Origin of the sequence: Halomonas sp. MCCC 1A13316 (assembly GCF_014931605.1) — a bacterium.
Taxonomy (GTDB): domain Bacteria; phylum Pseudomonadota; class Gammaproteobacteria; order Pseudomonadales; family Halomonadaceae; genus Halomonas.
Genome location: NZ_CP053382.1, coordinates 1,588,756 through 1,601,244, shown reverse-complemented (window position 1 = coordinate 1,601,244; position 12,489 = coordinate 1,588,756). Strand labels below are relative to the sequence as shown.

14 protein-coding genes are annotated in these 12,489 nt (G+C 64.7%); 7 read left to right on the top strand and 7 right to left on the bottom strand.

From position 1 onward, the window contains the following. Positions 1 to 220: 220 nt before the first annotated feature. The 6 genes from HNO52_RS07470 to dnaX are packed head-to-tail and all read right to left on the bottom strand — an operon-like array spanning position 221 to position 5,230. Entirely contained in the window at positions 221 to 670 is a 450-nt protein-coding gene (locus HNO52_RS07470) for a YcgN family cysteine cluster protein (RefSeq protein ID WP_197568523.1), read from the bottom strand. A gap of 2 nt (positions 671 to 672) precedes the next feature. Further along, positions 673 to 984 (bottom strand): YcgL domain-containing protein, encoded by a 312-nt coding sequence (locus HNO52_RS07465; protein ID WP_197568522.1) that lies wholly within the window; start codon positions 982 to 984, stop codon positions 673 to 675. After that, positions 981 to 2,111, bottom strand: coding sequence for a ribonuclease D (rnd, locus tag HNO52_RS07460; protein ID WP_197568521.1), 1,131 nt, complete (start codon positions 2,109 to 2,111; stop codon positions 981 to 983). Before rnd ends, HNO52_RS07465 begins: the two co-directional genes overlap by 4 nt. Before the next feature lie 35 nt (positions 2,112 to 2,146). After that, a complete protein-coding gene (gene recR, locus HNO52_RS07455) occupies positions 2,147 to 2,752 on the bottom strand; it encodes a recombination mediator RecR (protein WP_197568520.1) in 606 nt (201 codons plus the stop codon). Positions 2,753 to 2,810: 58 nt separating this feature from the next. Beyond that, positions 2,811 to 3,137: a YbaB/EbfC family nucleoid-associated protein gene (locus tag HNO52_RS07450; protein ID WP_197568519.1), complete on the bottom strand. Its 327-nt coding sequence runs from the start codon at positions 3,135 to 3,137 to the stop codon at positions 2,811 to 2,813. Positions 3,138 to 3,175: 38 nt separating this feature from the next. After that, positions 3,176 to 5,230 (bottom strand): DNA polymerase III subunit gamma/tau, encoded by a 2,055-nt coding sequence (gene dnaX / locus HNO52_RS07445; RefSeq protein WP_197568518.1) that lies wholly within the window; start codon positions 5,228 to 5,230, stop codon positions 3,176 to 3,178. Positions 5,231 to 5,478: 248 nt separating this feature from the next. On the opposite strand from dnaX, the gene HNO52_RS21010 reads away from it, so the two are divergent. Together HNO52_RS21010 and HNO52_RS07440 are read left to right on the top strand one after the other, a co-directional pair. Then, positions 5,479 to 5,631 (top strand): hypothetical protein, encoded by a 153-nt coding sequence (locus tag HNO52_RS21010; RefSeq protein ID WP_232090635.1) that lies wholly within the window; start codon positions 5,479 to 5,481, stop codon positions 5,629 to 5,631. Next, positions 5,631 to 6,137 (top strand): NAD(P)/FAD-dependent oxidoreductase, encoded by a 507-nt coding sequence (locus tag HNO52_RS07440; protein WP_232090634.1) that lies wholly within the window; start codon positions 5,631 to 5,633, stop codon positions 6,135 to 6,137. The genes HNO52_RS21010 and HNO52_RS07440 overlap by 1 nt, the downstream gene beginning before the upstream one ends. A 31-nt stretch (positions 6,138 to 6,168) precedes the next feature. Here the strand turns inward: HNO52_RS07440 and HNO52_RS07435 are convergent, their stop codons facing one another. Beyond that, entirely contained in the window at positions 6,169 to 7,104 is a 936-nt protein-coding gene (locus tag HNO52_RS07435) for a LysR family transcriptional regulator (protein WP_197568517.1), read from the bottom strand. A 111-nt stretch (positions 7,105 to 7,215) separates the two neighbouring features. Between HNO52_RS07435 and HNO52_RS07430 the strand changes: the two genes are divergently transcribed. The 5 genes from HNO52_RS07430 to HNO52_RS07410 are packed head-to-tail and all read left to right on the top strand — an operon-like array spanning position 7,216 to position 12,426. Beyond that, positions 7,216 to 8,577, top strand: coding sequence for an aminotransferase family protein (locus HNO52_RS07430; RefSeq protein ID WP_197568516.1), 1,362 nt, complete (start codon positions 7,216 to 7,218; stop codon positions 8,575 to 8,577). 34 nt (positions 8,578 to 8,611) lie between these two features. Next, positions 8,612 to 9,313 (top strand): CoA transferase subunit A, encoded by a 702-nt coding sequence (locus HNO52_RS07425; RefSeq protein WP_197568515.1) that lies wholly within the window; start codon positions 8,612 to 8,614, stop codon positions 9,311 to 9,313. Further along, complete coding sequence (locus tag HNO52_RS07420; protein WP_197568514.1) at positions 9,303 to 9,956, top strand: 3-oxoacid CoA-transferase subunit B; 654 nt, start codon at positions 9,303 to 9,305, stop codon at positions 9,954 to 9,956. The genes HNO52_RS07425 and HNO52_RS07420 overlap by 11 nt, the downstream gene beginning before the upstream one ends. Next, positions 9,956 to 11,239 (top strand): ArgE/DapE family deacylase, encoded by a 1,284-nt coding sequence (locus HNO52_RS07415; protein ID WP_197568513.1) that lies wholly within the window; start codon positions 9,956 to 9,958, stop codon positions 11,237 to 11,239. Before HNO52_RS07420 ends, HNO52_RS07415 begins: the two co-directional genes overlap by 1 nt. Further along, complete coding sequence (locus HNO52_RS07410; RefSeq protein ID WP_197568512.1) at positions 11,236 to 12,426, top strand: acetyl-CoA C-acyltransferase; 1,191 nt, start codon at positions 11,236 to 11,238, stop codon at positions 12,424 to 12,426. The genes HNO52_RS07415 and HNO52_RS07410 overlap by 4 nt, the downstream gene beginning before the upstream one ends. Positions 12,427 to 12,489 lie beyond the last annotated feature (63 nt).

Genomic DNA, 12,489 nt, shown 5'->3' with positions numbered 1-12,489 from the left:
GATCCCCTCCATTCAGCTTGCATAGCTAGCCAAGCCATTCGAATCGCCCACCTCCGCAACACAAAGTTACAGATAGCAACACGCAGCATCATGGGGAACGGGAAAAATGACCATCAGCAGCTAGGGTGAAATGGTGTATCAAGCGACTGATGCGAAAAAGAAGGCCTGAGACTTAAGCCATGGCTGGAGCGGCACCAGCCACGCTCAGTCTTTGGAGGGGTCAACCGTCGATCGGCAGTATGGCAATGATATAGTCTTCCAGCTCATCTTCGGGCACGTCCCGCTGGGAAACGGCAAAGCTGCGCACGCTGATCCCCTTGCGATGCACCCGATCCGGGTCGCCGGAGATCAGCGGATGCCAACCGGCCAGCCGGCGCCCCTCCGCAATACGGCGATAGGCACAGGACTTCGGCAACCAGCGGAACTCGTCGACACGCTGTGGGGTGAGCCGAGCACAGTCGGGCACACGAGCCTGACGATTGGGGTAGTCACTGCAGCGACAGCTGTGAAGGTCCAGTAGCTCGCAGGCCACGCCGAGCACGGCGAGATCTCCGCTCTCGTCGTCCTGGAACTTGAGCAGGCAACACTGGCCACAGCCGTCGCACAGTGCCTCCCACTCCTCGGCGGTGAGTTCCTCGAGGTCGAAGCGCTCCCAGAAACGTTCACGCATGGTCAATAGCGAGCTTCCGTAGGCGTCCGATAAAGGTCCAACAAATATTCGTCCTTCACCGGCGGCATTTGCAGATAGAACCCCTTGTCGCGGATGGCGGCCATGACATCGCTTGTCTTGGCGCGCGCCAGTGTCTTCTCAGGTGTAAGGATCACGGTCATGGTCGAGACCGGCTTGCCGAAGCGTTCGAGCAATGCCTCGGGCACCTCGGCAAGCCCCTGGCGCTTGTCCACGTAGAGATACATTTCGTCCTTGCGCGAGCTCTTGAAGATCTCACACAACAACTTGTCGCCTTGCATGCGGTCATCCGTCATTCGGCTTTCACCTCGTCCAGTGCCTGTGCCAGGGGGGCCGAAAGGCACTCGCCACGCCACCCCTGGGGAAGGGGCAGCGGCTCGGCGGCCAGGTCGGCGGCGATCATGGCCTCGAGGTCGCGCCTGCGCATCAGTACTTCCGGCGCCAGACCCAGAGTCTCGGCACGCTCGTTCACGACCCGCTTGAGGGCCTTCATGCGTCGCTTGTAATCCGCCCCCAGCGGCGAGGGCTGTACAGGCGGCAGCGCCGCCTCCTCGCATTGGTGCGCCTGCTTCACCAGCGCCAACAGCGTGTCGCCATCACGCTTGATCTGGCTCGGCTTGATGTCTTCGATTTCGGCGAGCTGATAGCGATTCTCGGGCATCCGTTCGGCGATGCCGTAGAGCACCCGGTCGCTGAAAAGCCAGCCCCGCGGTAGATTACGTCGCCTCGCCTCACCCTCGCGCCAGGTTGTCAGCAGCCGGTACGCCTCGATCTGGCGCGGCGCAAGCCGCCACAATTGGCGATGACGGCGGTACCACTGCTCATCGGCCGCGTCGCTGCGTAGCGCCTGGGCCAATAGTTCACGACAGTCGGCCTCGAGCCATTCGCGCCGCCCTTGCTGCTCCAGCGCTTCTCGCTGGTATTTCCAGACCTCGAGCAGGAAGACGACGTCGAGCGCCGCATAGAGCCGCTGGGAATCGCTCAACGGGCGCTGCAGCCAGTCGGAGCGGGTCTCGTCCTTGGGCAGGGTCTCGCCGGTCCAATGTTGCACCAGGCGCTGGTAGCCCATGGCCGCATCCTCCCCCAGCAAGGCCTGAGCCACCTGCGTATCCACCAGCGGGGCCACCGTGACACCGGCCCAGTGCGCCAGCACTTCGAGGTCTTCACTGCTGGCATGCAGTAACTTCAGCGGCCCCTCGCCAAGCAATTGGCGAAAGGACTCGGTACAGCCGACCGTCAGCGGATCGACCAGCCAGACCGGACCACCGACGGAAAACTGGATCAGCGCCGGGACCGGGTGAAAGGTCTTTTCGCGAAAGAACTCGGTATCCAGCGCGATGACCTCGGCCTGCGCCACCTCGGCGCATGCGGCATCCAGTGCCTCGGGTGTGTCGATCCAGCGTATCTCGGGGGTCAGGGTCATGCGTTCGTCCAGCAGGGGAAAACAGTGAAGCGGCGTCAATCGCCACGAAACGGCAGGCGTCCGTTAAAGGCACGACTGAGGGTGCCACCGTCGACATATTCGAGTTCACCGCCCATGGGTACACCATAGGCCAGACGCGAGAGCGTGACGCCGTGGGGCGTGAGCTGAGCGGCAATATAGTGCGCCGTGGCCTCGCCCTCCACCGTCGGATTGGTGGCCAGGATCACCTCGCTGACTCCGCCCTCGGCAACGCGCGCCTCGAGCTGTTCGAGCCCGATGTCCTCGGGGCCGATGCCATCCAGCGGCGAGAGATGACCATGGAGAACGAAATAGCGGCCTCGAAATCCGCCAGCCTCCTCGATGGCCAACTGATCGGCCGGCGACTCTACCACGCACAGCAGGGCGTCGTCGCGCCGGCTGCTGGTGCACAGGCCGCAGACCTCTTCCTCGGTGAGAGTGCGGCAGCGCTGGCAATAGCCCACCTGCTCGATGGCCTGCTCGAGTACGGCGGCGAGGCATCGCCCGCCGTCGCGGTCGCGCTCGAGCAGGTGCATTGCCATGCGCTGCGCTGTCTTGGGGCCTACGCCCGGCAGTACCCTCAGCGACTCCATCAGCCTCTCGACGAGGGGGGAAAAACTCATTCGATACCTCTAACGATGGTTAACGCCGCATGGCAGAGCGCAGCCGGTCTCAATCGAGTCAGAAAGGCATCTTGAAACCCGGCGGCAGGTTGAGCCCCGCCGTGGCCTCTTCCATCTTCTCGCGCGAGCTGACCTCGACCTTGCGCACGGCATCGTTGACCGCCGCGGCCAGCAGGTCCTCGAGCAACTCCTTGTCCTCCTCCATGACGCTGGGGTCGATGTCGACCTTGCTCACGTCGTGCCGGCCGTTCATCGTCACCTTGACCATGCCGGCGCCGGCTTCGCCGGTCACCTCGGCCTTGGCGACTTCCTCCTGAACGCGCTGCATCTTTTGCTGCATTTCCTGGGCCTGTTTCATCAGGTTGCCCATTCCGCCTTTCATCATGATCGTTCCTCTCGCTTGGCAAAGTGAAACTGTTGGTATCAGGCCCTTGGCGCCATTTCCGCCGGCTTGACGCTCGATTCGATTAAGCGTGCGCCGAAGGCATCCTGCAACTGCCGGACATGCGGGTCGCGCTGCAGGGCTGCCACGGCCTCTGCGTGACGCTCGGCGGCGATCCGTTCAGCGCGCTGCCGGGGCGTTTCCACCTCCGCTGGCAATGGTCCCGGCACTATTGCCAACTGGCGCGACACACCAATGGTGGCCAGTGCCTCCTGCACGCGGCGCACATGAATTTCGGCGTTCATGGCCTCCTGAGAAGGGTCCAGGCGCAGCGTCAGCCGATTGCCGTCATCGGCTTCGACCACGCAGTGGGCCGCAAGGTTGCGCGTCAGCCCTCCCAGACCCAGGCTGTCGAAGCGTGCCAGCCAGTGATCATGGCAGAGCAGCTCGTCGCTGGCCGCAACGGCCTGGGGCTCGGGAACCTCGGCATTCGATTCCTCGACGGCCGGCGCTTCGACGTACGGCTCCGGGGCTTCCAGTACGACAGTGTCGTCCTCCTCCGCCCTTGGCGCCATTTCCTGTCGGGTCGCGGATGCCTGTACCGACGGTTGTTCGATCGCTGCCATCGTTGTGGCGTGGGCTTCTCGTGAGGTGCCGGGCGCCCTCGGCGCGGGGGCGTCCGAGGCGCGGGAAAGCTCGCCCAGTGGCGGTGCCGTTGCCTCGTCGGCCGGCTCCTCCCAGGGCGGAGGTGGCTCAGTTCTTTCATCTTCGACGTCAGGCTCTGGTGCACTCTGTGCTGGAGCCGTCTCGGCCGGAGGTTCGGGTTCCGGCGGCCCGGGTTCCGACGATGCTCGATCCGCTGGCGCGGCAGCCGAGCTACCGGTGGGCTGAGCATCGCTCGGCGGCTCGCTCCCGCCGCCCGCGGACGCGACGGGAGTGTTGCCACCGCCTGCGCTGCGCAGCGGCAATGGCGTCTTCGCCGGCTGCGGCACACCCTGAGGACGGAAGGCGAGCATACGCAGCAGGGTCATTTCCAGCGCCGTGCGCAGGTCGGGGGCATGAACCATGTCGCCGCGCCCCTGGATGCCGATCTGATAGTAGAGCTGCACGTCCTCGGCAGTGAAGCGCGACGCCAGGGCCAGCAAGGCTTCCCGATCGCCGTGGCCGTTGTCCACCGCATCCGGCACCATCTGCGCCACGGCCAGGCGATGCAACACCGCCGTCATGTCGTCGAGCACCGCGGCGAAATCTGGTCCCTGCTCGGCCAACTGGGTAATCTCGCTCAATAGCCGGGGCGCGTCCGTGTCGGCCAGGGCCTCGACCAGCGCCAGCACGTGACGATGGTCCAGGGTACCGAGCATGGCGGCGACATCGGCATGACGAACCTGACCCTGGCCGAAGGCAATGGCCTGGTCGGTCAGACTCATGGCATCGCGCATGGAGCCGTCAGCGGCTCGACCCAGCAGCCACAAGGCGCTCTCTTCGCAGCCGATACCCTCGGCTTCGAGCACCTTGGCCAGGTGGGTGACGATGCGTTCCGGCGGCATGTTCTTGAGTGTGAACTGCAGGCAGCGCGACAGCACCGTGGCGGGCAGCTTCTGCGGATCGGTGGTGGCGAGCAGGAACTTGACGTGGGGCGGCGGCTCTTCCAGCGTCTTCAGCAGCGCATTGAAGCTGCTGGTGGAGAGCATGTGCACCTCGTCGATGAGGTACACCTTGTAGCGTCCCTGGGTTGGGGCATACTGCACGTTGTCGAGCAGTTCGCGCGTGTCTTCGACCTTGGTGCGCGAGGCGGCATCGACTTCGATAAGGTCGACGAAGCGCCCCTCGTCGATGGCACGGCAGCTGTCGCACTCGCCGCAGGGCGTGGAGGTGATGCCGTCATCACCATACCCCTTGGCGGTACAGTTGAGGCATTTGGCAAGTATTCTTGCCAGGGTCGTCTTGCCGACGCCTCGCGTGCCGGTGAACAGGTAGGCATGGTGCAGACGCCCCTGGTCGAGGGCGTTGACCAGCGCACGCTGGACGTGCTCCTGGCCGACCAGTTCGTGGAACGTACGCGGTCGCCACTTGCGGGCCAGAACCTGATAGCTCATTGCAGCACGTATTCCTTGCAGCGGGGCTGGCGGGCAGCCGGTCGGAGCAGGGCCTGCTTCGCCCCGGCGAGAAGTCCGCTCGACGAGCCGAACGTGAAAACTCCCATTCTACCGGCTGATGCCGAAGGCGCAAAGCTCGCCCCTCACGCAGAGCGCTGGCAGCACCGGGTGAACGCTGTGCCAAAGGTGTCCAATCCGCATGCTGTGCTAGCATGCGCTGATTATTTTCGACGACTTGCGGAGACAACATGGTTGAGCCACGCTGCGCCTCCTATTACACCGCATCGATCCATCAGGAGTCGGACTACCCCCGGCTGCAGGGCGAGGTAAAGGTCGATGTCGCCATCGTCGGCGGCGGCTTCACCGGAGTGGCCACGGTGCTCGCCAGGTTCGCGAGGTAGTGCGCACCGAGCTTTACCACGGCGGGTTGCTCAACCGCTGCAACCTGCACCTGCACCTGCATCCGCTTAACTTGTGCCTGGGCGAGGCTCGCGTTGCCGAATCGCTGGGTGCAACGATCTTCGAGCAATCGCCTGTCGTTCGCATCGAGCATGGGGCCTCCCCGGACATCGCCGCCGAGCTGCGACCGCGCTTGGAGGCCACCTTCCCCCAGCTAAGAGGAACGCCGCTCGAGCATGCCTGGCAGGGCATGGCCGGCATCGTGATCAATCGCATCCCGATGCTGGGGAGGCTATCCGACAACGTCTACTATGCCCAAGGCTATTCGGGGCATGGGGTGGCTACCTCGCATATCGTTGCAGAGATCATGGCCCAGGCGATTGCCGGCCACATGGAGGAGTTCGACACCTTCGCCGCCTGCCGCCACGTCAGGGTGCCATTCGGCGATGCGCTGGGCAGCCCACTGCTGGCCGCCGGCATGTGGTACTACCAGATGCTCGAGCACTAGCGCTAGGCGGCTTGCCGGCTGCAAGCTTCCTCTAGCCCAAAGACTCATCCAGCACCGTGCCCGGATAGGTCGCGAGCAGCGACCTGCCCCGCTCACGCAGGAAATCGAGCACCCTAGCCTGCTTCCAGTCGTCGCGATAAGCCAGGCCAAAGCTGAATTCCATGGCCGGCGAGAAGGGTCGCATCTCCACGCCATCGCGCGGGGCAAGCTGATCCTGAGCGGTGATCGGGTTCATCACCGTGATACCGACATGATTGGCCACCAGTGCGGTGATGGTGCCGATGTTGGCCTCCGTCTTGCCGGCGATCTGGACGCGGTGCCGGGCAACCAGCTCGAGCAGCGGGTTGGTGCTGATACTGGGCTGGTTGCTGATCACTAGATGCTGGTCGCGTAGATCCTGTACGTCGATGCGCTCCTGCGCGGCAAGGGGATGCGCCTGCGGCATCAGGCACAGCGCCTCGCTGGTGAACCAAGGCTCGACACGCAGAACTCGCGAGGTGATGGGCAGGGTGACGAAACCAATATCGGCATGGCTCGACTCCACCGCCAGCTGCACCTCATGGCTCGACATCATGTCGAGACTGACGCTGAACTGGCGGTTCTCCCCCAGCAATGTCGCCACCAGCCGAGGGACGAAGCCGAACGAAAGGCCCGGCACTGCGGCAATACGCAGCCGTGAGGTGCCGAACTCCTTGAGCGCCAGCACGCTGTGGCGCAGCTCCTCGATGTTGCCCATCAGGCGCAGGATCTCTTCGTAGAGTTCGCGTGCCTCAGGCGTGGCCAACAGGCGGTTCTTCTCGCGCAGGAACAGCTGAATCCCCAGGTTCTCCTCGAGCTGTGCCAGCGAGCGGCTCACGCCGGACTGGGTGATGCCCAAGGTGCGCGCCGCCTGGGAGGCGGTACCGGCCTCGAACAATGTCTTGAAGATAGCCAGCGCCTTGAGCGAGTGGATATTAACGTCTGCCATGAGTAAAACTCATCGAATTCGTTATAAAGATCATATATTGAAATAGCTACCGCTCGCTACTTAGACTGCAGACAACCGTTCACGATTACATAACGACAACCGGACGTTGACATGAGCCCATCTCCGCTTTTCTACCAGGCCGGCCCCGCCCTGCCCGAAGTCAGCCACGCCAAGGGCGTCTACTTGTGGGACGAGACCGGCAAGCAGTACCTCGACGGCTGTTCCGGGGCCATCTCCTGCAATCTCGGCCACGGCCGCGACGATATTCGCGAGGCCATGCTCGACCAGCTCGACCGCGTCGCCTTCACCTACCGCACCCAGTTCGAGAATGCCCCTGCGGTGGCCCTGGCCGAAGCGCTGGTGGAACTCACTCATCGGCAGTTGGAGAAGGTGTTCTTCGTCTCCAGCGGCTCGGAGGCAGTAGAGTCGGCGCTCAAGCTGGCACGGCAGTATTTCGTTGCCAAGGGCGAGCCCCAGCGCCGCCGCTTCGTCTCGCTGCGCCCCTCCTACCACGGCAGCACCCTGGGTGCGCTGGGTGTGACCGGCTACGAACCGCTCGAAGCGCCTTTCGCCGACATCGTCAACGCTTCGCTCAAGGTACCCGGTCCCGACTTCTACCGTCATACCGACACAGGCGACGCCCGGCACGTGGAACGCGTATTGGCAGAGACCCGCTCTGCTATCAAGGCAGCCGGCCCCGAGACGATCATCGCCTTCGTGCTGGAGCCGGTAGGCGGCGCCAGTACCGGCGCACGCATGCTCGACAAGCACTACTTGGATGGCATCCGCACCCTGTGCGACGAGTTCGGCTGTCTGTTGATCTTCGACGAGGTGCTGACCGGTGTCGGCCGCACCGGCGCCTGGTTCGCCTACCAGCACTACGGCGTGATGCCGGACCTGCTCGCCACCGCCAAGGGACTCGGCGCCGGCTACTATCCGGTGGGAGCGGTGCTTTCCCGGGTCGATATCGTCGACACGGTAATGGAGTCGGGCGGCTTCCAGCACGGCCATACCTATGCTGGCAACCCGCTGGCCTGCGCCACGGGGCTGGCCGTGATCGAAGCCATGCAGCGCGAGCGCGTGCTCGACAACGTGGCGGCTCGCGGCCGCGAGTTGAAGAGAGGCTTGCTGGCACTCAAGGCCCGTTTCTCCTGGATAGGCGACGTGCGCGGCCTGGGGCTGCTGTGGGGCGTGGAGCTGGTGGCCAATAGCGAAACCAGGAGCGCCTTCCCGGCCGAGCAGAACCGCTTCGCCCGGATCACGGCACTGGCCAAGGAAGAGGGGCTTTTGATCTACCCGCGACGCACCCTCAACGGCGTGGCCGGCGATCACTTCCTGGTCACTCCTCCTCTGACCATCGGCGCTGACGATATCACCGAGCTGTTGGCCCGCCTCGAACGTGCCATGTGCCGCTTCGACCTCGAGCTCAAACGAGAAGCGGCGCGTACGGATGCCATGAGTGACGCTCCTTGAACGTGCTCCCGACCCACGACAAAAGGCTCCCTGCATGACGCTACTCAACCGCAAATATCGCGCCATCGACGAGGCCATCGCCGCGATTCCCGACGGCGCCTCGATCATGGTGGGCGGCTTCGGTTCGCCGGGCACGCCTTTCGCCCTGATCGACGAACTGCTGGCCCAAGGGCAAAGCGACCTCACCCTGATCAAGAACGACGCCAACGAGCCGGGCATCGGTATCGGCAAGCTGATCGAGGCCGGTCGCGTACGCCGCCTGATCACATCGCACATCGGCCTCAACCGCGATGCCATCGCGGCGATGAACCGCGGCCAGCTCGAGGTCACCCTCTTTCCGCAGGGAATACTGGCCGAGAAGATCCGCAGCGCCGGCGCCGGCCACCACGGCTTTCTCACCGACATCGGCCAGGGCACCGAGATCGCCGCCGGTCGGCGCGAGATCGAACTGGACGGTCGCACCTGGGGCATCGAGCCGGCGCTCTACGCCGACTTCGCCCTGGTCCATGCCGAACACGCCGACCGCTACGGCAACCTCATCTATCGCGCCACCGCCAGCAATTTCAACCCCTTGATGGCGATGGCCGCCGATACCGTCATCGCCCAGGCTTATCGGGTCGACGAACCCGGCAGCCTGACACCCGAGGCGATCCATACGCCTTGCGCCTTCGTCAGCCTGGTGGTGGCGGTCGACCCTGTCACCAGCGAACAAGGGAGGCGTGCCCATGTCGGCTGACCAGCAGCGCATTCTCGCCCGAGCCGCCCGAGAGGTGATTGCGGGGCAGATCGTCAACCTGGGAATCGGCCTGCCTACGCGGCTGTTCCATTACCTGCCGGAGGATATGGAGGTCCTGGTGCACTCCGAAAATGGCGTGCTGGGTTGTCGTCCACGCAACGAAGACGAAGAACCGGACTGGGACATGATCGACTCCGGTGGCGCCTACATCGCCACTCGCCCCGGCGCCAGCGTGTTCGACAGCGCCATGTCATTCGCCATGATCCGCCGCAGCCGCGTGGACCTCACCTTCATGGGGGCCTTCGAGGTCGACGCGCTGGGCAATTTGGCCAACTGGAAGATACCCGGCAAGTTCTCGCCCGGTATCGGCGGGGCCATGGAGCTGGCACAGAAGGTCAAACGCCTGGTGATCCTGTGCTCGCACAATGACAAACAAGGCAATGCCAAGATACTGCACCGCTGCCGCCTGCCGCTGACCGCCGAGCGTTGCGTGTCGCGCATCATCACCGACAAGGCAGTGATTGACGTGACACCGGAAGGACTGGTCGTAGTGGACATTGCCGAGGGCCTGAGCGTTGCTGAACTGCGCGAGGCCACCGAAGCCGAACTGATCGTCGACGAAACTCGACTGGGGAGGTTCTGATGCTTACCAGCACCGAGAAGCGAATCGTCGAGCGCTGCGAGGCATTGTTGGACGAGACCCTTGCGCTGACCCGCGACCTGGTACGCGGCTACAGCGTGCTGGGCCAGGAGCATGGCGCGCTGGATACCATGGAGCGCTGGTTCGAGCGCCTCGACCTGCCCAGCACCCGGGTGCCGCTCGATGCCCCCGGCTTTGCCGGCCACCCTCACCGCGCTCCGACCGAGTGGGACAACACGGGGCGCTATAACCTGGTGGCCCAGCTCAATGCCGGCGCCGCGGGGCCGCACTTGGTGTTCAACGGCCACCTCGACGTGGTACCCGCCGAGCCCACCGACATGTGGACTCGCCCGCCCTGGGAGCCGTGGGAAAAGGATGGCTGGCTCTATGGTCGCGGTGCCGGTGACATGAAGGCCGGCATCGCCGCCATGACCCTGGCCGTGCATGCCGTGCGCGAGGCCGGCGTCACCATCGATTTCCCGCTGACTTTACAAACGGTGATCGAGGAAGAGTGCACCGGCAATGGCGCCCTGGCCTGCCTGCACCAAGGCTACAGCGGCGACTTCGTGCTGATCCCTGAGCCTTTTGGCGCACAGATCTATGCCGGCCAGGTGGGCGTGCTGTGGTTTCGCATGCGCCTCGACGGGGTACCCGCCCACGTGCTCGATACTCGCGCCGGCAACAACGCCATTGAGGCCATCCTCGCCTACCTGCCCGCCTTCAAGGCGTTGGAAGCCGAAATCAACGGCCTCACGCGCCAGCCCCCCTACGACGATATCGATCACCCTTTCAATCTCAGTATCGGCAAGATCGAAGGTGGCAACTGGGCTTCAAGCGTACCGGCCCATGCCATCCTCGAGGGCCGCGTCGGCTTCCCGCCGGGCATGAGGCCCGACGATGTCATGAACCGTGTGCGCGAGTGCATCGCAGCGCACCATGCCGAGCTCGGCGATGGCAGTCCTGCGCCGCGCGTGGAGTTCCACGGCTTTCGGTCCGAAGGTCATCTGGTCGACCTCGAGGCGCCGGGCATCGCGCTGCTCTCGCGCTGCCACGAGGATCTGCTCGGCGAGCCGCCGAAGACCTATCTCTCGACCTGCACCACCGACCTACGCGCTTTCCATGTCAGCGGTGAGATCAACGGCACCTGCTATGGCCCGGTGGCCCAGCGGATACATGGTGTCGACGAGTGCGTCGAGATCGACTCGATCCGCCACGTTCTGACCACCTACGCGCTGTTCATCCATCGCTGGGCACAGCTGGCCAGCGCCAAAGGAGGTGCGGCATGAAGGATGCCTATCTCGTCGACTACGCCCGCAGCGCCTTCACCCGCGCCCACCCGCGCAAGCCGGAGGTGGACGCCTGGGCCGACACCCGCGGTGACGCCCTGCTCGCCCAGGTGATCGATGCCCTGCTCGCCCGCGCCGACCTCGACCCGCAAGCCGTGGAGGACCTCAGTATCGGTTGTGCGCTGCCGGTCAAGGAGCAGTGGAGCTTCGGCGGTCGCTACCCGCTGTGGTTGTCACAACGTCTGGGGCCGCAGGGGCGTGATTGTGCCACCCGTCAGATCGATCAGCAGTGCGGCTCGGGGCTTGCCGCTCTGCGCAGCTCCGCTCGGGAGATCCAGGCTGGCGACATCGACCTCGCCCTGGCCGGCGGCTTTGAAAACATGACTCGGGTGCCCATGGGCCCAAGCCTGTTCAAGGAGGGCACGCTGACCTCGCCCGAAGTGCTGCACGGCGCCGAATGGCTGGAACTCGACGTGGCGCTGAACATGGGTATCACCGCCGAACGCCTGGCCCAGGCGGCCGGCATCAAGCGCGAAGCAATGGACGAGTTCGCGCTCGCCTCTCATCGTCGCGCCGCCCAGGCCGAGGCCGAGGGCCACTTCTCCGGCGAGCGCCTGTCGCTTGTCGGAGCTGCCGGAGCGGTCGTCGAGCGCGACGCCAATATTCGCCCCGATACCAGCCTCGAACGCCTGGCTGGGCTCGACCCGGTATTCCTCGAGGAGGGCCGGGTCACGGCCGGCAACAGCTCGCCGCTGACGTCAGGTGCTGCCGCGGCTCTGCTCATGTCGTCCGCGGCCGTGGAGCGTTATGCAGCCACGCCTCTGGCGCGCATCGTCGCCTTCGCCGACGTGGGAGTGGCACCCGAGCATATGGGCACCGGCGCCGCGGCGGCAGCCCAGCAGGCGCTAGCTAGGGCCGGCTTGCATGCAGACCAGATCGATGCCTGGGAAATCAACGAGGCCTTCGCCGCCGTGCCGTTGCATGCGATAGGCAAGCTCGGGCTCGATTCATCCCGGGTCAATGTCTGGGGCGGCGCTCTGGCGCTTGGCCACCCGCTGGGCGCCACGGGCGTGCGTCTGGCCGGCACCCTGGCACGCATCCTGGCCCATCGCGGCGGCCGCTACGGCTGTGCCACCGCTTGCGTGGGCGGCGGCCAAGGGATTGCCGTGATCCTAGAACTTATGTGACGTCCCAGGGAATGCTTGGTAGTGTCAATATGAATTTTCAACAATATAACTGGAGGTGATAAG